This is a genomic window from Micrococcus endophyticus (assembly GCF_014205115.1).
GTDB lineage: Bacteria > Actinomycetota > Actinomycetes > Actinomycetales > Micrococcaceae > Micrococcus > Micrococcus endophyticus.
On sequence record NZ_JACHMW010000001.1, the window covers coordinates 2,675,112 to 2,693,772 of the forward strand.

The 18,661-nt window shown below is 74.8% G+C and carries 16 protein-coding genes and 1 tRNA gene; 12 read left to right on the forward strand and 5 right to left on the reverse strand.

The features are described 5' to 3' along the window. Nucleotides 1–20: 20 nt before the first annotated feature. The gene (locus HDA33_RS12380; protein ID WP_184173620.1) at nucleotides 21–623 is read left to right on the forward strand and encodes a hypothetical protein; all 603 of its coding nucleotides are present in this window, start codon (nucleotides 21–23) and stop codon (nucleotides 621–623) included. On the opposite strand, the gene HDA33_RS12385 is transcribed toward HDA33_RS12380, so the two are convergent. After that, on the reverse strand, nucleotides 620–1,597 hold the full coding sequence (locus HDA33_RS12385) for an AEC family transporter (protein ID WP_184173622.1): 978 nt from the start codon (nucleotides 1,595–1,597) through the stop codon (nucleotides 620–622). The genes HDA33_RS12380 and HDA33_RS12385 overlap by 4 nt on opposite strands. Before the next feature lie 267 nt (nucleotides 1,598–1,864). On the opposite strand from HDA33_RS12385, the gene HDA33_RS12390 reads away from it, so the two are divergent. Then, the gene (locus HDA33_RS12390; protein WP_184173624.1) at nucleotides 1,865–2,311 is read left to right on the forward strand and encodes a DUF2087 domain-containing protein; all 447 of its coding nucleotides are present in this window, start codon (nucleotides 1,865–1,867) and stop codon (nucleotides 2,309–2,311) included. 70 nt (nucleotides 2,312–2,381) lie between these two features. Here HDA33_RS12390 and HDA33_RS12395 read toward each other — a convergent pair. After that, nucleotides 2,382–2,455: transfer RNA gene (locus tag HDA33_RS12395), tRNA-Gly, on the reverse strand. A 196-nt stretch (nucleotides 2,456–2,651) separates the two neighbouring features. Here HDA33_RS12395 and HDA33_RS12400 point away from each other — a divergent pair. The 9 genes from HDA33_RS12400 (at nucleotide 2,652) to mnhG (ending at nucleotide 12,990) form a co-directional block, all read left to right on the forward strand. Then, nucleotides 2,652–4,211, forward strand: a complete 1,560-nt coding sequence (locus HDA33_RS12400) for a hypothetical protein (RefSeq protein ID WP_184173626.1) — start codon at nucleotides 2,652–2,654, stop codon at nucleotides 4,209–4,211. A gap of 4 nt (nucleotides 4,212–4,215) precedes the next feature. Continuing rightward, a complete protein-coding gene (gene dcd / locus HDA33_RS12405; protein WP_017488072.1) occupies nucleotides 4,216–4,797 on the forward strand; it encodes a dCTP deaminase in 582 nt (193 codons plus the stop codon). Between the two features lie 65 nt (nucleotides 4,798–4,862). Next, on the forward strand, nucleotides 4,863–6,206 hold the full coding sequence (locus HDA33_RS12410; protein ID WP_184173628.1) for an MFS transporter: 1,344 nt from the start codon (nucleotides 4,863–4,865) through the stop codon (nucleotides 6,204–6,206). A 70-nt stretch (nucleotides 6,207–6,276) separates the two neighbouring features. Then, complete coding sequence (locus HDA33_RS12415) at nucleotides 6,277–9,375, forward strand: Na+/H+ antiporter subunit A (RefSeq protein WP_184173630.1); 3,099 nt, start codon at nucleotides 6,277–6,279, stop codon at nucleotides 9,373–9,375. Beyond that, nucleotides 9,372–9,932 (forward strand): NADH-quinone oxidoreductase subunit K, encoded by a 561-nt coding sequence (locus HDA33_RS12420; RefSeq protein WP_017488069.1) that lies wholly within the window; start codon nucleotides 9,372–9,374, stop codon nucleotides 9,930–9,932. Before HDA33_RS12415 ends, HDA33_RS12420 begins: the two co-directional genes overlap by 4 nt. After that, complete coding sequence (locus tag HDA33_RS12425) at nucleotides 9,929–11,560, forward strand: Na+/H+ antiporter subunit D (protein ID WP_184173632.1); 1,632 nt, start codon at nucleotides 9,929–9,931, stop codon at nucleotides 11,558–11,560. Before HDA33_RS12420 ends, HDA33_RS12425 begins: the two co-directional genes overlap by 4 nt. Continuing rightward, nucleotides 11,547–12,248 (forward strand): Na+/H+ antiporter subunit E, encoded by a 702-nt coding sequence (locus HDA33_RS12430; protein ID WP_184173634.1) that lies wholly within the window; start codon nucleotides 11,547–11,549, stop codon nucleotides 12,246–12,248. The genes HDA33_RS12425 and HDA33_RS12430 overlap by 14 nt, the downstream gene beginning before the upstream one ends. Beyond that, complete coding sequence (locus HDA33_RS12435) at nucleotides 12,245–12,586, forward strand: MrpF/PhaF family protein (RefSeq protein WP_158491673.1); 342 nt, start codon at nucleotides 12,245–12,247, stop codon at nucleotides 12,584–12,586. Before HDA33_RS12430 ends, HDA33_RS12435 begins: the two co-directional genes overlap by 4 nt. Next, nucleotides 12,583–12,990: a monovalent cation/H(+) antiporter subunit G gene (gene mnhG, locus HDA33_RS12440; protein WP_017488065.1), complete on the forward strand. Its 408-nt coding sequence runs from the start codon at nucleotides 12,583–12,585 to the stop codon at nucleotides 12,988–12,990. Before HDA33_RS12435 ends, mnhG begins: the two co-directional genes overlap by 4 nt. A gap of 94 nt (nucleotides 12,991–13,084) precedes the next feature. Here mnhG and HDA33_RS12445 read toward each other — a convergent pair whose 3' ends face one another. The 3 genes from HDA33_RS12445 to HDA33_RS12455 form a co-directional block, all read right to left on the reverse strand. Then, the gene (locus HDA33_RS12445; RefSeq protein WP_184173636.1) at nucleotides 13,085–13,363 is read right to left on the reverse strand and encodes a DUF4235 domain-containing protein; all 279 of its coding nucleotides are present in this window, start codon (nucleotides 13,361–13,363) and stop codon (nucleotides 13,085–13,087) included. A gap of 78 nt (nucleotides 13,364–13,441) precedes the next feature. After that, nucleotides 13,442–14,443 carry an aminotransferase class IV gene (locus HDA33_RS12450; RefSeq protein WP_184173637.1) on the reverse strand — a complete coding sequence of 334 codons (1,002 nt, stop codon included), beginning with the start codon at nucleotides 14,441–14,443 and terminating at the stop codon, nucleotides 13,442–13,444. A gap of 71 nt (nucleotides 14,444–14,514) precedes the next feature. Beyond that, nucleotides 14,515–17,826 carry an MMPL family transporter gene (locus tag HDA33_RS12455; RefSeq protein ID WP_184173639.1) on the reverse strand — a complete coding sequence of 1,104 codons (3,312 nt, stop codon included), beginning with the start codon at nucleotides 17,824–17,826 and terminating at the stop codon, nucleotides 14,515–14,517. Between the two features lie 162 nt (nucleotides 17,827–17,988). Here HDA33_RS12455 and HDA33_RS12460 point away from each other — a divergent pair, with 162 nt between their 5' ends. Beyond that, a complete protein-coding gene (locus HDA33_RS12460; RefSeq protein WP_184173641.1) occupies nucleotides 17,989–18,612 on the forward strand; it encodes a TetR/AcrR family transcriptional regulator in 624 nt (207 codons plus the stop codon). The last annotated feature ends 49 nt before the right edge of the window (nucleotides 18,613–18,661 follow it).

The window sequence follows — 18,661 nt, forward strand, 5'->3', positions numbered from 1 at the left end:
GGACGGGCTAGCCTGGCCGCATGTCCCGCCCCGCACCGCGCCCCCGGCCGGCCTCCCACGGAGGCCGCGCGTCCCGGCCCCGCCCGACGACGGCGCCGCCCGCCCTGCCCGACCGGCCCGGCTGGGTGCGCCTCGTCGCCGGCGGCGTGGTGCCCGCCCTGGTCGCGGCGGCCGCGGTGCTCGCGGCGCTGCAGGTCTTCGTGCTGAACCCGCTCGCGGCGGCCCCGGGGGACCGGGCGCTGGGGCAGGTGTACGCGGACCTCGGCATGGCGGGGGAGGGCGCCCTGCCCTTCCTGCTCCCGGTCCTGCTCTGCGCGGCGGGGCTCGGCGTGGCGGCGATCCTGTGGTTCCTCGTGTGGCGCCGCGAGGAGGTGGACCCGCTCGCGGTGCTCGCGCTCGGCCTCGCCTCGCTCGTCGCGGCCACCCCCGCCTACTTCTTCGCCTCCTTCGGCATGGGCATGGCCCTTGCGGACACGTACGGCATCGGCGGGGCCGACCACAGCCCGTGGGCCCGGCCGATCTACGTGCTGAGCGCGCTGGCGCTGGCGGCGCTGTTGGCCGTCGTCGTGCTCCTGCTGCGCGGCCCCGCCGGGGGCCGCGCGACCCCGCGCCCGACCCGCTAGGCCAGCAGCAGCGCGACGGCGATCATCGCCGGGATCGCCACGATCGTGGTGATGAGGATCGTGTCCTTGGAGACCCGCAGCCCCGCGTCGTAGCGCACCGCGGAGACGAACACGTTCTGCGCCGTCGGCAGGGAGGCCAGCACGACGGCGACGAACACCTCCCGCGCGTCCAGGCCGAGCACGAACTGCGCCAGCACCCAGGCGATCAGCGGGTGGACGAGCAGCTTCACGCCCGAGGCCAGCAGCACGTCCGCGCGCCGCCCGCCGGCCCGCTCCAGGGGCCGCGAGCCCACAAGGGACATGCCGAAGGCCAGCAGCATCGCCGGGATGGAGAGGCCGCCGATCAGCTCCACGGACTGCATGAGGGGCCCGGGCAGGGTCCAGTCGTTGAGGGAGAAGAGCAGGCCGGCCGCGGAGCCGAGGATCATGGGGTTCGTGCCCGTCTGGCGCAGCTGCGCCGCGAGGGCCTGGCCGCGGGAGCGGCGCACCGCGGGCCGCCCGCCCGCGGCCCGGGCCCGGGCCTCGCTCGTGGTGGCGGCGTCCATGGCGGCCACGTACAGGGGCGTGTAGATCGCCAGCTGGAAGATCAGCACGGGGGCGGCGAGGGCGGCGTCGCCCAGCACGTACGCGGCGATGGGGATGCCCAGGTTCGCCGAGTTCACCATCGAGGCGCTCAGCGCGGCCATGATGCGCTCGGAGGCCGGGCGCTCCTTGAACAGCGGGATCGAGACCGCCAGGAACAGGGCGGCCGCGGCGAGGGCGGACAGGGTGGCCACCCACAGCTGCGGACCGAGCACGGCGGCCACGTCCGCGCCGGAGAGCGTGACGAACAGCAGGGCCGGGCTGCCGATGTAGAACGCCGTGCGGGAGAGCACCGTGCGGGCGTCCTCGCCGAGCACGCCGGAGCGGCCCACCAGGAAGCCCACGGCGATGATCACCCAGACCACCACGAAGCCGGAGAGCACCTGCGTCACGGGCGCTCCCCGGGGCGGTCGGGCGCGGTCGGGCGCGGCGAGGCGAGGGGCATGCCGCGATCCTACGTCGGGGACGTCCGCTAGCCTGGATCACGACGGCGGCGCCCACCGCCGAGCGCGCCGCGCGGCCCGGTCCCGCGCGGCAGGGCCGCGCCGGCCCGGCGCGAAGGGGAGCGGATCCTCGGGCCCACCCGCCTGCGACGGACGTCGAACCGACCCCCGCGGCGCGTGCGAGGCCGGGCGGCGCGCGCCCGTGAGGATGCCCCGATGACCCGTCAGTCCGACCTGAAGACCCTGATCCGCGCCCGCATGGCCGTCACCGGCGAGCGGTACACGGCCGCGGCGGCCGCGCTCGCCGACGAGTGGGAGGCCGCCGAGCGCTTCCACGCCACCGTGCTGGCCCGCTTCTTCGACGGGGAGCGGCTGCGCTCGATCCCCGCCCGGCGCAAGCCGCGCGTGGCCGTGCTCCTGGAGCTGCTGCGCCGCTTCGCCCCGGATCGCGCCTACACCGAGCCGGAGGTCAACGACCTGCTGCGCCCGGCCCACGAGGACGTGGCCACGCTGCGGCGCGAGCTCGTGGACTACGGCTTCCTGGACCGCGCGGACGGGGTGTACCGGATGGCGGACGCCGGGCCCGACGTCGACCCGCGCTTCGCCGCGGATCTGCCCGTGGACCTGGAGCGGCGCCTGCGTCAGCTGCGCGCGGGGCGCTGAGGCGGGCCGCCGTCATCGTGGAAGCACTCAGGGCCCGGCGGTGGCCGGGCCCTGACGAGGTGATTCCTGGTGGAGCGGGCGACGGGAATCGAACCCGCGTATCTTGCTTGGGAAGCAAGCGCTCTACCATTGAGCTACGCCCGCGCAGCCGCTCGGCTTCTCACCTGCGGCGCGGGCACCACCATACACCAGCCCCGCCCGCCGGCCCGGACAGGCCGCCCCGCCGAGGGCGTCGCACGCCCGCTCCCACGGTGTCCCGTCGGGGCCCGCTGGTAGAGTCCAGACCGCGTCCGGCCGCGGTCGGGCGCGCCCCGCAGCCCCCGTCCCGGAAGGACGCACCATGCGCGAGACCACGGCCGACGCGGCCCCCGGCCAGACCCCCGCCCGCCCCGACGACACGGCGGTCTACCGCTACCTCGCCTTCGGCGAGACGCAGCGCCCCTTCCTGATCGGCGGGCCCGCCCCCGCCGCCGCCCCGACGGCCCCCGCCGCCGACCTCGAGTCCCTGCGCGCGGCCATCCGCGCCCACGGCGGTCCGCTGGCCTCCACGGCCGCCGTCCGCGGCTCCGACGCCGCGGCGCAGCCCGCCCCGACGACGCAGCCCCGGACCGCCCCGGTGCGCGTCCCGCGCTCGCTGCGCGAGGCGCGCGGGACGGTCCGCGACCTCGACGCCGCCCGCCGCGGGCTCGCCGCCCGCGTGGCCGACGCCCGCGAGCGCGCCGCCGTGCCGGTCGAGGCCCTGCTGCACGCGTCCTTCGTGGAGGCGCACGCGGGGGAGCGCCCGGCCGAGCGCGCCGCCGCCCGCGGCCGCGTCGAGGGGCTCGTGGACGCCGTGCTGCCGCCGGCCCGCCCCGCGGACGAGGACGCCGCCGCGGACGTGCTGCTCGCCCTGCGCGAGCCCGCCCGCGAGGTGTTCGCCTCCCCGTCCTTCGCGGCCCGCCCGTACGTGGACGCCCCCACGGTGCGCGCCCTGTTCGAGGACTTCCTGGCCCACCCCCGCCGTCACGACCCCGAGCGCTTCTGGCGCCTGCTCAACCTCGAGCTGTGGCTGCGCGACGCCGTCGACGGCGAGGCCGCCCCCGCCGCCCGGCCGGGCGCCGCCGAGGAGGCCGAGCCGGCCCCCGCCGCCGCGAAGCCGGACCACGAGGCCAACCCCGGCAAGGAGCTGGACCTCGTCTCCGAGGAGGACGGCCGCCGCTACCGCCGGTTCCCGCTGCAGACCCCTCTCGTGGACCGGGACACCGACCTCATGGCGTACCTGCGCCCCGAGATCGAGGACTTCTTCCGCGACCTGCCCGCGGACGCCATGCCCGAGGGAGCCCCGTGGCACTTCTCCGTGTCCGAGAAGATCGTGGCCATCACCCAGGGCCGCTCCTACTTCACGTGGGAGATCCGCCCGGGCGCCGCCGCGCATGTGCTCTCCCGCCTGGTCACCCGCACCCCCGCGGGCATCGGCCTGGGCGACCCCACCACCATGCAGCTGGCCATCCAGGAGGCGGGCCTGCCGCGCATCGTGCTCTCGGCCGCCGCGGGCGCCGTCGGCAAGGTCGCCGGGCGCCGCGGCGTGTTCTACAACGTGGTGGGCGGCAACGTGCGGGCCATCGACGGCCCCACCACCTACTCCGCGTTCCCCGCGAACGTCTCCGCGAAGCTGCCTCCGGCGGACCCGGACGGCGTGGCCCGCGAGGTCTCCGCGATGATCCGCGCCGCGGACATCCCCCAGTGGGCGCGGCGCTCGTTCGCCGGCACCGTGGTGATGGACGCCAACGACATCGGCCGCAACGCCCTCGGCCGGGACACGGAGGCCCCCGCCGCCGTCCTCGAGGCCGCCTTCGCGGACAACCCGCTGGGCCAGGGCCGCGAGCGCACCCCGCTGGCCGTCGTCGTGCGGATGGACTGAGCCCATGCTGCTCTCCGACCAGGACATCCGCGCCGAGCTGGCCTCCGGCCGCGTCGGCCTGGACCCGCTGGACGAGGCCATGGTGCAGCCCGCGTCCGTGGACGTGCGCCTGGACCGCTTCTTCCGGCTGTTCGACAACCACCGGTACGCGCACATCGACCCGCGCCAGGAGCAGGACGAGCTGACCCGCCTGGTGGAGGTGGACCCGGACGAGGCGTTCATCCTGCACCCGGGGGAGTTCGTGCTCGGCTCCACGTACGAGCAGGTCACCCTGCCGGACGACCTCGCCGCGCGCCTGGAGGGCAAGTCCTCGCTGGGCCGGCTGGGCCTGCTGACGCACTCGACCGCCGGGTTCATCGACCCCGGGTTCACCGGGCACGTCACCCTCGAGCTGTCCAACGTGGCCACCCTGCCGATCACGCTGTGGCCGGGCATGAAGATCGGCCAGCTCTGCTTCTTCCGGCTCTCCTCGCCGGCCGCGTCGCCGTACGGCACGGGCGCGAACCAGAACCGGTACCAGGGCCAGCGCGGCCCCACCGCCTCACGCGCGCACCTGGACTTCCACCTCACCCGCATCGACCGCTGAGCGACGCGCGGGGCCGTGTGACGGCGTTCACCCGGCGGCCCCGCGCGCCCCGTAGCATGCCCGGCATGGACCCCGCCGCCTCCGCCGTCCCCGACGCCGCCCTCCCGCGCCTCGCCACCGCCGCCCCGCGCCGCCAGGTGATGGCCTGGGCGCTGTGGGACTGGGGATCGGCCGCGTTCAACGCGGTCATGGTCACCTTCGTGTTCGGCACGTACCTCGCCTCGGACGCGTTCGGCCCGGACGAGCGGGGCACGGCCTGGCTGTCCACGGCGCTGGCGGTGGCCGGCGTCGTGATCGCCCTGACGGCGCCCGTGATGGGCCGGCGCGCGGACGGGGCGGGTCGGCGCCGCCTGTGGCTGGGGGTCATGACGGCGGCCGTGATCGCCTGCACCGCGGCGTGCTTCCTCGTCACCCCGCAGGAGTCCTCCCTGCTGCTGGGCGTCACGATGATCGCCCTCGGCACGGTGTTCTTCGAGTTCGCCGAGGTGCAGGTCAACGCGATCCTCGTGCAGATCTCGACGCCGGCCACGATCGGCCGGATCTCCGGCATCGGCTGGGGCGCCGGCTACCTGGGCGGCATCCTGCTGCTGCTCATCGTGTTCGTGGGCTTCGTCTCCGGGGACGCGCACTGGTTCGGGATCACGGGGGACGAGGCGCTGAACATCCGCGTGGTGGCCCTCGTGGCCGCGGCGTGGTTCCTGGTGTTCGCGATCCCGGTGCTCGTGGCGGTGCCGGATCCGGCGCCCGCGCCCACGCCCGGCGGCGGCCCGCGCCGCGAGTCCCTGGCCGCGTCCTACCGGGCGCTGGGGTCCACGCTGGCGCGGATGTGGCGCGAGGACCGCAACACCCTGTGGTTCCTCGTCTCCTCGGCGGTGTTCCGCGACGGCGTGGGGGCGGTCTTCGTGTACGGCGCCATCCTGGGCACCACGGTCTACGGGCTCGCGGCCTCGGACGTGATCCTGTTCGCGATCGTGGCGAACGTGGTGGCCGCCGCGGGCGCGTTCGCGGGCGGGCGCCTGGACGACGCGATCGGCCCGCGCCGCGTGATCCTGGGCTCGCTGGCCGCCATGGTCCTCGTGGCGGCGGGCCTGGCCTTGGCCTCGGGCACCCTGGCGTTCTGGATCGGCGGGCTGGCGCTGTGCCTGTTCGTCGGCCCGGTGCAGTCCGCCTCGCGCGCCTTCCTGGGCCGCCTCACCACGGAGCGGACGGCGGGGGAGGTGTTCGGCCTCTACGCGACGACGGGCCGCGCGGTCGGGTTCATCACCCCGATGCTCGTGACGCTCGCGCTCGCGGCGGTCCCGGACAACCGCGTGGTCATCCCCGTCATCGCGCTCGTGCTGATCGTCGGCGGCGTGCTGTTCGCGCGGGTGACGGACCCGGTCACGCGCAGCGCTGAACCGGCTCCCTGAGCCGCGGGCGGCGCGGCGCCGTCCTATAGGGTGGGACAAGCCCTCGCACGCGCCCAGACGAAGGGACTCCATGCTCCTCACCCTGTCCGCTCTCTTCGTCGTCGCGCTCGCCGCGCCGGCCGTGTTCCGCTGGACGGGGCGTCAGGGCTTCTACCTCCTCGCCGCGGTCCCCGCCGCCGGCTTCTTGTGGCTCCTGACCCAGCTGCCGCACGTGTTCGCCCTGCAGGAGGCGCTCGACGCGGGCCGGCCGATCCCGGCCTCCGCGGCCCACCTGGACCGCAGCGTGCCGTGGGTGCCGTACCTGGACATCGAGCTCGCCTTCCGCATGGACGTGCTGGCCGCGTTCATGTCCCTGATCGTGCTGGGCGTCGGCGCGCTGGTGCTGGCGTACTGCGCCCGCTACTTCCGCGAGCACGAGCCGCGCAACGCGGTGTTCGGCGGCCAGCTGCTGGCCTTCGCCGGCGCGATGTTCGGCCTGGTGACCACGGACGACCTCATGGTGCTCTACACCTTCTGGGAGATCACCTCGGTCCTGTCCTTCCTGCTGATCGGCTACTCGGGCCACCGCATCTTCGCCCGCCGCTCCGCCATCACCGCCCTGATCGTCACCACGTTCGGCGGCCTGGCCATGCTCGCCGGCCTCATCATGCTGGCCCACGTCTCCGGCTCCTGGCGGATCTCCGGCGTCCTCGAGGCGGCCCCGGCCCTCATGGCGGACCCCGGGATGCGCGGGCTGCTCGAGGTCGCCGTCGCGCTCGTGCTGATCGGCGCCCTGACCAAGTCGGCCCAGGCGCCGTTCCACTTCTGGCTCCCGGCCGCCATGGCCGCGCCCACCCCCGTGTCCGCGTACCTGCACGCGGCGGCCATGGTGAAGGCCGGCGTGTTCCTCGTGGCCCGCCTGGCCCCGGAGTTCCACGACCTCACGTCCTGGCAGGTCCTGGTGCTCGGCGTCGGCCTGTGGACCCTGGTGCTCGGCGGCTGGCGCGCCCTGCGGCAGACGGACGTCAAGCTCGTGCTCGCCTACGGCACGGTCTCCCAGCTCGGCTTCCTCATGGTGGCCAACGGCCTGGGCACCCGGGACGCGGCGATGGCCGGGCTCGCCATGCTCCTGGCCCACGCGGTGTTCAAGGCGCCGCTGTTCATGATCGTCGGCATCATCGACCATGAGGCCGGCACCCGCGACCTGCGCCAGCTCTCCGGCATCGGGCGCCGCCATCCGGTCCTGGCCGCCGTCGCCGTGGCGGCAGGACTGTCCATGGCCGGGCTGCCCCCGCTGTTCGGCTTCGTGGCCAAGGAGTCCGTGCTCGCGTCGCTGGCCGCCCACGGGGCCGCCCACGGCGGCGTGTGGGCCTGGACCCCGCTCGTGGTCATGGCCCTGGGCTCGGTGCTCACCTTCGCCTACACGTGGCGTTTCCTCTGGGGCTGCTTCGCCGTCAAGCGGGACGAGGCGGGCGAGACGGTGCCGGAGACGCAGTTCCACACCCGCGTCACCGCGCTCGAGCTGGCCCCGGCCGCGCTGCTCGCGCTCGCCGGACTCGTGCTCGCCTTCCTGCCCGGCCCGGTGGAGGGGATCATCACCGCCCACACGGGCTCCCTGCCGCCGCTGGACCCGGCGGAGAAGCCGGCCTACCTGGCCCTGTGGCACGGCTGGACGCCCATCCTCGCCCTCTCCGCGGGGATCTGGGTGCTCGGCGCGCTGCTCGCCCTCGCCCGCCGCCCGTTCGAGGCGCTTCAGGAGCGCACCGAGTCCCCCGTGGACGCCGCCCGCGGGTACCGCCGGCTCATCGGCTACGTGGACGAGACGGCCGTGTGGGTCACGGGCCGCACCCAGACCGGCTCGCTGCGCCGCTACCTGGGCATCATCCTGGCGGCGGCGTTCCTGCTGCCGGCCGCGTTCCTGCTCTTCCCGGTGGGCCGGGCCGAGCGCCCGCTGGCCACCTCGTTCCTGGCCGCTGACCTGATCTGGTTCGAGACCCCGGCGCAGCTGCTGATCGTGGCGATCATCGCCGTCGCCACCGTGTTCGCCGTCCGCGCCCGCCGCCGCTTCAAGGCGATCATGCTGGTGTCCGTGACCGGCTACGGCGCCGCCGCCCTGTTCGCCCTGCGCGGCGCCCCGGACCTCGCCATCACCCAGGTGCTCGTGGAGACCATCATCCTGGTCACCCTCATCCTGGGCCTGCGCGTGCTGCCGCCGGACTGGTACGACCGCCGCGCCGGCTCGCGGCGGCTGGGCCGCCTGGCCGTGGCCGTCGGGTTCGCGCTGACCATGATGTGGATCGCCGCCACCGCGCTGGCCGCCCGCACCGCCGAGCGCATCTCGCTGCCCATGCCGGAGCTCGCCTACACGGACGGCTACGGCACCAACGCCGTGAACGTCACCCTCGTGGACATCCGAGCGTGGGACACGTGGGGCGAGATCACCGTGCTGGCCGCCGCCGCCACCGGCGTGGCCTCGCTGATCTTCCTGCAGCACCGCGACGGGCGCACCCGTAGCATCGACGACGTCGCCCCCGGCTCCGTCGGCGCCTTCGGCGCCGACTCCGCGCTGGGCAGCCGCGAGCTGTCCGTGGTGCGCAGCTTCGCCGTGGACGACCGCGACGGCCAGTGGCTCGTGGCCGGCCACACGATGGCCCCCGAGCGGCGCTCGATCATCCTCGAGGTCGTCACCCGCTTCATGTTCCCGATCATGATGCTGCTCTCCGTCTACCTGCTGCTGGCCGGGCACAACACCCCCGGCGGCGGCTTCGCCGGCGGCCTGCTCGCCGGCCTGGCCCTCACGCTGCGCTTCCTCGCCGGCGGCCGGTACGAGCTGCAGGAGGCCTCCGTGATCCCGGCCGGGCCCATGATCGGCCTGGGCCTGGCGATCGCCACGCTCACCGGGATCGCCCCGCTCTTCTTCGGCGGGCAGATCCTGCAGTCCTACGTGGTGGAGTTCACCGACCTGCCGCTGTTCGGCGACGCCCTCAAGCTGGTCTCGGCCACGGCGTTCGACATCGGCGTGTACCTCGTGGTGGTCGGGCTCGTGATCGACGTGCTGCGCTCGCTCGGCGGCGAGGTGGACCGCCGGGGCGAGGAGGCCCGCCGCGCCCGCCTGCGCGCCGCGGCCCGCCGTCGTCATCCGCGCATGCCCACCCCGTCCACCCCCGACGCCCAGGAGGCCGCCCGATGATGACCGTCGACCTGGCCCTGCTCCTGGCGATGGGCGTGATGTTCGCCGGGGGGATCTACCTGGTGCTCGAGCGCACCCTGACCCGCATCCTGCTGGGGATCATGCTGATCAACAACGGCGCCATCATGCTGCTGTTCCTCGCCTCCGGCGGCGTCGGCCTGGCCCCGCTGTTCGTGCGCGGCCGGGACCCGCACGAGTACGCGGACACCCTGCCCCAGGCGCTGATCCTTACCGCGATCGTCATCGGCTTCGCCATCACAGCGTTCCTCACGGCCATGATCTACCGCTCCTGGCTGATCAGCCGCGAGGACGAGGTCGAGGTGGACGCGGAGGACGTCAAGATCGCCCGCCAGGGCGCCTGGGACGCCGAGGACGACTCCGAGCTGGTGGAGGAGCACTCCGAGTTCATGGACGACTCCACCGACCCCAACGCCCACTACGAGCACACGACGGAGGCCCGTCCGCAGGTGCAGCACGCCATCCCCGCCCCGCCGACCGCCGCCGGATCGCGGGAGGCCGCCCGCGGCCGCCGCCCCGAGGGGGGCGAGCGCGCATGAGCATCGGCTCCGTCCCCATGACCGACCTGGCCCCGCTGGCCGTCATGATGCCCGTGCTGGGCGCGGCCGTGACGTTCATGCTGGTGCGCCGCCCGCGCGCGCAGGTCGTGGTCACGGTCACCGCGCTCGTGCTCACCCTGCTGCTCAACTGCCTGCTGCTCGCGGCGGTCTGGGAGGGCGGCGTCGCCTCGGTGCACGTGGGCGGCTGGCCCGCGCCGCTGGGCATCACGCTCGTGGTGGACCGGCTCTCGGCCCTCATGCTGGTGGTCTCCGCGCTGATCACCCTCGCGGTGCTCCTCTACGCGTCCGCGCAGGGCATGGTGAACCGGGACGAGGGCGGGCCGGTCTCGATCTTCCACCCCACGTTCCTGATCCTCGTGGCGGGCGTGTCCAACGCGTTCCTGGCCGGCGACCTCTTCAACCTCTACGTGGGCTTCGAGATCCTGCTGACCGCCTCCTACGTGCTGCTCACCATGGGCGGCACGGCCCAGCGGATCCGCGCGGGCGTCACCTACGTGGTGGTCTCCGTGGTCTCCTCCGTGGTGTTCCTGATCGCCATCGCCATGGTCTACGCCGCCACGGGCACCGTGAACATGGCGGACCTGGCCGTGAAGCTCGGCGAGCTGCCCAGCGACGTGCAGATGGTGCTGCACGTGCTGCTGCTCGTGGGCTTCGGCATCAAGGCGGCGGTCTTCCCGCTCTCCTTCTGGCTGCCGGACTCCTACCCCACGGCCCCCGCGCCCGTCACCGCGGTGTTCGCGGGCCTGCTCACCAAGGTGGGCGTCTACGCCATGATCCGCACGGAGACCCTGCTGTTCCCCGGCGAGCACGTCAACGCCCTGCTCTTGGTGGTGGCGGCGCTGACCATGGTGGTGGGCGTCCTCGGCGCGCTGGCCCAGACGGACATCAAGCGCATCCTCTCCTTCATCCTGGTCTCGCACATCGGCTACATGATCTTCGGCCTGGGGCTGGCCACGCAGATGGGCCTGGCCGCCACCGTGTTCTACGTGGGCCACCACATCACCGTGCAGACGGCGCTCTTCCTGGTCACGGGCCTGATCGAGAACCGGGCGGGCACTGCCAACATCGACCGCCTGGGCTCGCTGGCCAAGGTCTCCCCGTTCGTCAGCGTCCTGTTCCTGATCCCCGCGCTCAACCTCGGCGGCATCCCGCCGTTGTCCGGCTTCCTGGGCAAGGTGGGCCTGCTGCGCGGCGGCGTGGAGCAGGGCACCGGCCTGTCCTACACGCTCGTGGGCGTGTCCCTGCTGGCCTCCCTGCTCACCCTGCTCGTGGTGGTGCGCGTGTGGACCCGTGCGTTCTGGCGCAAGGTGGAGGACGTGGAGCACCCGCCCGCCCAGCTGGTGGCCGCCTACGAGCGGACCATCGACCGCGGCCTGCGCCCGCGCCGCCTCGAGCCGGGCCTCGTGCTGCCCACGGCTGCCCTGGTGGTCATGACGCTGGCCTTCACGGTCCTGGCCGGCCCGCTGTTCGACCTCGCCGACGCGGCCGCCACGGACATGCTGGACCGCACGCCCTACATCGCGAGCGTGCTCGACCAGGCCGCCGCCGAGCGCGCCGCCGAGACCCTCAGCCACGACCCGACGGAGGTGCACGATGCCCGGCACTGACCCCGCCCGCGACGCCACCGGCGCCGAGCGTCCGGCGCGCCCGCACCGCGTCCGGGACATGGTGGGCCAGTGGCCCCTGATCGCGGTGCTCGTGCTGCTGTGGTGCGCCGTGTGGGAGGACTACTCCCTGCACGTGGCGCTCGCCGGCCTGGCCTTCTCGCTGCTCGTCATGGTGCTGTTCCCCATGCCGCGCATCCCCTTCAGCGGCCGCCTGAACCCGTGGTGGTTCCTCGTGTTCACCTCCCAGTTCCTCGGGGACGTGGTGCGCTCCTCGGTCGAGGTGTCCAAGGTGGTGCTGCTGCGCGGGCGGGCGGCGCGCAGCTCGATCGTGGGGGTGCGGCTGCGCAGCCACGACGACCTCGTCATCACCCTGGTCAGCCACGCCCTGGCCCTGGTCCCCGGCTCGATCGTCCTCGACGTCGATCGGGCCCGGTCCATCCTCTACCTCCACGTGCTGGACGCCACCACGGACGAGGACATCGAGGACTTCCGCGCCAAGGCGCTTCGCGTCGAGGCCGGCATCATCAAGGCGGTCGGCACCCGGGAGGACCTCGAGCTGGTCCACCGGTACCCGGACACGGCCCCGCCGGAGGAGGAGTCGGCCGAGCGTCGGCGCCCCGCCGCCCCGCGGCCGGGGGGCACCGCACCCATCGGAGACACCGCCGACCACGCGAAGGAGGGCGCATGACGGACCCGTTCCACCTGGCCGCCTGGATCGCCGGGACGCTGCTGTTCGTCGGCGCCCTCGGCGCGCTCTACCGGATCGTCCGCGGGCCGTCCCTGCTGGACCGTGCGATCGCCACGGACGTGCTGCTCGTGGTGCTCTCCTCCGGGCTCATCCTGGACATGGCCGTGCGCCGCCACACGGACAACGTGGTGCTCGTGGTGCTGGCGGCCACCGTCGGCTTCGTGGGCTCGGTGACCGTGGCCCGCTTCGTCGAGGACCGGCGGCCCGACCACTCCATGGAGGACCAGGCGCGCGTGCCCGGCACCTCCGACGTGCCCGGCGGGGAGGAGGGACGATGACCGAGACCGCGACGTTCCTGGACTGGCTCTCCGCCGCGCTGCTGGTGTCCGGCGCGTTCTTCACGCTCGTGGCCGGCGTGGGCCTGCTCCTGCTGCCGGACCTGCTGGCCCGCATGCACGCCTCGGCCAAGCCCCAGGTCCTGGGTCTGATGCTCATGCTCGCCGGCCTGGCGATCGCCTGGGAGTCCTGGCCGTGGCTGCCCGTGCTGTTCCTGGCATGGGTGACCCAGATGGTGACGGCCCCCGTGGCCTCGCACCTGGTGGGCCGCACCGCCTACCGCACCAAGCACGCCCGCCGCGAGCTGCTGCACCGGGACGAGCTGGCCGCCGTCGCCCGCCGGGTCGAGCCCGCGCCGGAGCTGGATCCGCGCTCCCCGGAGTCGCGGCGCCGCCGGCGCCGCTGAGCGCACCGGCCCGCACACCGCGGCAGAGAGCACGACGGCCGCCGTCCGGAGCAGTCCGGGCGGCGGCCGTCGTCGTGCGGGGGCCGGGTGCGGCTCAGACCTCGTTGTCCACGCGGTGCGCGGCGGACTCGGTGACCTTGCGGATCGCGGCGCCGGCACCGCGCTGGCCGGCCACCTTCAGGATGGCGGCGACGCCCGCGGAGATGAAGGCGAAGGACAGGGCCTCGACGATCGGCAGCGTCTCGTCGGCGGCGTCGTCCGGGGCGTCGTGGCCGGTGACGAGCTTCCAGCCGCCGGCCACCACGCGGGAGCCGATGATGCCGCCCACCAGCGTGATGCCGGTCGACAGGGCCTTCTGGGCGAGCGTGTTCATGGTGGGCCTTCCGTGTTCGTGGGGGTCGCGAGTCGGTCTGGGACCGCGGCCGGCGACGCCGGGCGGGCCCCGTCCAGCCTATCCCGCGGTCGGGGCGGGGTCGCCGGCCACGTGGGCGCCGGGGTCGCCGTCGGCGTCGAGGTGGGCCTGCAGCTCGAGGGTGAGCGCGTGGTCCACGGGGATCTCCACGCCGTCCACGGCGCGCACGGGCAGGACGCCGCGCACGGAGGAGACCAGCCAGACGCCGTCGGCGCCCTCCAGGTCCGCGGGGACGAGCGGGCCGTAGCCCAGCTCCCAGCCGGCCGCGCCGGCGGCGGCGAAGATGACCGCCTGCGAGGTGCCCGCGAGGATGCCCTTCTGGCGCAGTGGGGTGAGCAGCCGGCGGGTGCCGTCCACGCCCGTGCGCACGATCAGCACGGTGGAGGTGGGGCCCTCGAGCAGGTAGCCGTCCGCGCTGGTGAACACCACGTCGTCCGCGCCGTGGGCCCGCGCGTAGCGCAGCGCGGCCATGTTCACGGCGTAGGAGAGGGTCTTGGCGCCCGTGAGCAGCCACGGGGAGCGCTCCGGCGCCCGGGAGTCCAGGCCGCGGTCCAGCAGGAGCACGCGCAGCCCGGTGCGGCGCTCCTCGTCCTCGACGGCGGGGGCGGGGCTGAGCAGCGCCCAGGCGGAGGGCTGGGGCAGGGCGCCGGGCGCGGCCTCGGGCCCGCGGGTGACGGTCAGGCGCACGGAGAGGCGGTCCCCGGCGGCCACGTCGTTGGCCGCGGTGAAGGCCTGCAGGCCCCGCTCGACGGCGGCCTCCCACGCCGCGGCGCTCGGCGCCGGCAGCTGCAGGGCGGCGGCCGAGGAGGCCAGGCGCCCCAGGTGGGCGCCGAGCTTGCGCATCCGCAGCACCCCGGCCTCGTCCGCGACGGCGAGCGCGGTCTCGAACAGGCCGTCGCCGCGCGTGACGCCCTGGTCGCTCACGCGCAGGTGCGGGACGGCGGGGTCGGCCACGCGGGGCAGGCGGGCGCCGTCCGCGCCGGCCTCGAGCAGCACGAGGACGGGCTCGCCGGGGGAGGGGGAGAACGGGGTGGGGGACATGCGCCCAGGATAGTCCGCCGCCCCCGGCCGCAGTGGCCGGGGGCGGCGGTGTCCCGCGCGGTCGGGCGCGCTCAGGCCCGGTGCGCGCCGCCGTCGACGGCCGGGGTGCGGCCGGCCTCGGGAGCCGGGGCGGACGCGGCCTCGGCGGCGGGGGCGTGGCCGCGCTCGAGCTGGGCGCCCTCCACGTCCACGTCCGGCATGATCCGGTCGAGCCAGCGCGGCAGCCACCACGCCTTCTCGCCGAGCAGGTGCATCAGCGCCGGCATCAGGAGCAGGCGCACCACGAACGCGTCCAGCAGCACGCCGAAGGCCAGGCCGAAGCCGATCGGGCGGATCATCGCGTCGTGGGCGAAGATGAACCCGCCGAACACGGAGATCATGATGATCGCCGCGGCGATCACGACGGCGCGGCCCGAGCGCAGGCCGGTCAGCACGGCCTGGCGGGCGGGCAGGCCGTGGGCGTAGGCCTCGCGCATGCCGGAGGCGATGAACAGCTGGTAGTCCATGGCCAGGCCGAACAGCACGCCGATCATGATGGTCGGCAGGAAGCTGAGCACGGGGCCGGGGTTGTGGACCCCGAACACCGAGCCGAGCCAGCCCCACTGGTAGATGGCCACCACGCCGCCCATGGCGGCGAACACGGAGAGCACGAACCCGCCGGTGGCGATCAGCGGCACCAGGATCGAGCGGAACACCAGCACCATGATCAGCAGGGACAGGCCCACCACCACGCCCAGGTAGAGGGGCAGGGCGTCGGAGAGCTTCTCCGAGACGTCGATGAACCCGCTGGTCATGCCGGCCACACCCAGGTTGGAGGCCTCGCCGGCCGGCTCGGTGGCGCGCAGCTCGCGCACCAGCTCCTCGGTGGAGACGGCGTTCGGGCCCTCCTCGGGCAGCACCTGGAACATGGTGACGGTGCGGTCCTCGTTGAAGCCCGCGGGCACCACGGCGTGCGCGTGCTCGAGGTCGGCGAACTGCTCGCCCACCGCCAGGCGGGCGTCCTCGGCCGCGTCCTCGTCCAGGCCGGCGGGCAGGTCCACGGTCACCACGAGCGGGCCGTTGTAGCCCTCGCCGAACTTCTCGGCGGTGAGCTCGTACGCCACCTGCGAGTCGGAGCCCTCCGGCTCGGACCCGCCGTCCGGCAGGCCCAGGCGCATCGAGCCGAACGGCAGGGCCACGAGCACCAGCAGGGCGACGGCCGCCAGGGCCGAGGCGATCGCGGCCGGGGTGGACATGGTCGAACGGCGCCCGGCGCGACGCACGGCGGCGGAGCCCTCGGCGGCGGAGGCAGGGCCCTCGTCCGCGAGGCGGGCCCGCTCCTTCTTCGAGAGGATCCGCGTCCCGGCCAGCGAGAGCAGGGCCGGGGTCAGGGTGACGGCCACCAGCACGGCCACGGCGACGCAGACCGCGCCCACGGTGCCCATCAGCCCGAGGAAGCCGATGCCGGTGACGTTCAGGGCCACGAGGGCGATGATCACGGTGATGCCCGCGAACACCACGGCGTTGCCGGACGTGCCGTTGGCCAGGGCGATCGCCTCGTGCAGCGCGGTGCCGCGCTTGAGCTCCTGGCGGTGCCGGTTGACGATGAACAGCGCGTAGTCGATGCCCACGGCGAGGCCCAGCATCACGCCGAGCACGGGGGTCACCGAGATCATCTCGACCATGGAGGAGAACGCGAGCGCGCCGGCGGCGCCGACGCCCACGCCCACGAGCGCGTTGACCAGCGGCAGGCCCGCGCCGACGAGGGTGCCGAGCATGACCACGAGCACGATGGCCGCGACGATCAGGCCCACGACCTCGCCCGGGCCCAGGATGGAGGGCACGGTGGCGTTGAGCTCCTGGGAGGGGTGCACGGCCACGCCGTCGATGTCCGCGCCGGTGAGGGCGCCGGTGACGGCCTCCTTCTCCTCGGCGGTCACGTCCAGGGAGGGCTGGGAGAAGGACACGATCCCGACGGCGGTGCTGCCGTCCTCGGACACAGACCGGTAGCCCGCCACGAGGGCGAGGCTGCGCTCGCCGCGCTCGGCGGCGACGCGGCCGTCCTCCAGCTCGGTGCGCCCGGTGGCGAGGTCGGCCTCGGCCTGGTCCAGGCGCTCGGCGCCGGCGGCCAGCTCGGCCCGGCCGGCCTCGAGGTCCGCGACGCCCTGCTCGAGCTGGGCGCGCCCCTCGTCGATCCGCGCCTGCTGCGCGTCGAGCTCGGCGGCGGCGGCGTCGAGGGCCTGCTGCCGACCGGCGGCCAGCTGCTCGCGGCCGGACTCGAGCTCGGCCTCGGCGGCCTCCAGCTGCTCGCGGCCGGCGGCGAGCTGCTCGGCGCCGGCGTCGGCCTGCGCCTGGGCCTCGGCGAGCTGCTCGGCGCCGGCGTCGGCCTCGGCCTGGGCGGCCACGAGCTGCTCGCGGCCCGCGTCGGCCTGCTCCTGGGCCGCGTCCAGCTGCGCCTGGCGGGCCTCGAGCTGGGCCTGCTGCTCGGCGAACTGCGCGGTGACCTGCTCGGCCGGGATGCCGTCGGCCTGGGCCTGCTCCAGGGCGGCGGCGAGGGCCTGCTCCAGCTGGGCGCGGCCCGCCTCCAGCTCCTCGCGCTGGGCGTCCAGCTGCGCCTGGCCGGCGTCGAGCTCGCCCCAGCGGGCGTCCAGCTCGGCCTGGCCGGCCTCGAGCTGCTCGCGGTTCGCGTCGATCTCGGCCTGGCCCGCCTCGAGGCGGGCCGCCTGCTCCTCGATCTCGGCGCGGCCGGCGTCGAGCTCGGCCTGGCCGTCGGCGATCTGCTGCTCGGCCTCGCGCAGGGGCGCGAGGGCCTCGGCGGGGAGCGCGTCCAGGCCGCGGGCCTCGATGTCGGCGCGGGCGGCGTCGAGCTGGGCCTGGCCGTCCTCGAGCTGCGCGGCGGCGTCGGCGAGCTCCTGCTCGCCGGCGTCCGCCTGGGCGCGGCCCTCCTCGATCTCGGCGCGGCCGGCGTCCACCTGCTCGCGCCCGTCCACGAGGGCCTGCTCGCCGTCGGCGATCTCCTGCCGGCCGTCGGCCAGCGCGGTGCGGGCGTCGTCCTGCTGGGCCTGCACCTCGAACGGGTCCACCACCGCGTCCACGGCGTCCTGGCCGGCCACCTCGTCGAGGAGGGCGGCCACGGCGTCGCGCTGCGCGTCGGTGAAGGGCTGTCCGTCCTCGGTGGTGAAGACCACCTGGCCCATGCCGCGGGAGGCCTCGGGGAACTCGTCCTGGAGGCGGTCCGTGACCTGGGCGGTGGGGGTGCCGGGGATGGTGACGTTGGAGGAGAGGGTGCCGCCGAAGGCGAGGAATCCGCCCACGGCGAGGGCCAGGGCGAGCACCCAGGCGAGGATCACGGTCAGGGGGCGGCGTGCGGCGCCGAGGCCGAGCCGGTAGAGCAGCTTCGCCATGGGAAGGGGAGGTCTCCGTGCGATGGGGATGTGGGTGCGCGGCGACACGCCGCGCGCGCTCCCATCCTACACCTAATCGGAACGATCCGTTCCGGTCTTGGCGGCGTGAGGGCGCGGTAACGGCGTCTCACCAGGGCTGTTGTGCCCGGTACGATCTCGCAGATGGAAACGCGTCGCACCCCCCTCGATCCCGCCGGGCCGCCCGGCACGGAGGACGTCGCCCCGCGCCGGCGCGGCCGCCCTCGTAGCCAGGCGTCCCGCGAGGCCATCCTGCGGGCGGCCTCCGAGCTCATGGGTCCGGGCCGGCACGCCAAGCTCACCATGGAGGGCATCGCGGCCCGCGCCGGGGTGAGCAAGCAGACCGTCTACCGCTGGTGGAAGACCAAGGTGGACGTCCTCGTGGAGGCCGTCGGCGCCGGCTACCTCGTCATCCCCCTGCCCGTGATCCCGGACACCGGCGACCTGCGTGAGGACCTCGCCCACTGGCTGCGGGAGATGCAGGAGGAGATCGACGGCGGCGGGGCCACCCATCTCTCCCAGTCGCTCGTGGCCGCGATCGCCACCGCGGACAGCCAGAGCCGTCAGATCCACGGCATGCTCGTGGCCCCGGTGCGTGAGCAGCTGCACGCCCGCTTCCGCTCGGCGCGCCTGGGCGACGGCGTCGACCGCGAGATGCTCGCGGAGACCGTGGGCTCCCAGCTGGTGATGCGGGTGCTCTTCGCCGAGCCCACGGACGAGGAGTGGATCCGGCGGCTGCTGGACCTCGTCGCCCCCGAGGGCAGCTGACGCGCACGGCGGCGTCGCCGGCGCCGTGCGCACCGGCCTGTGCGTCGGC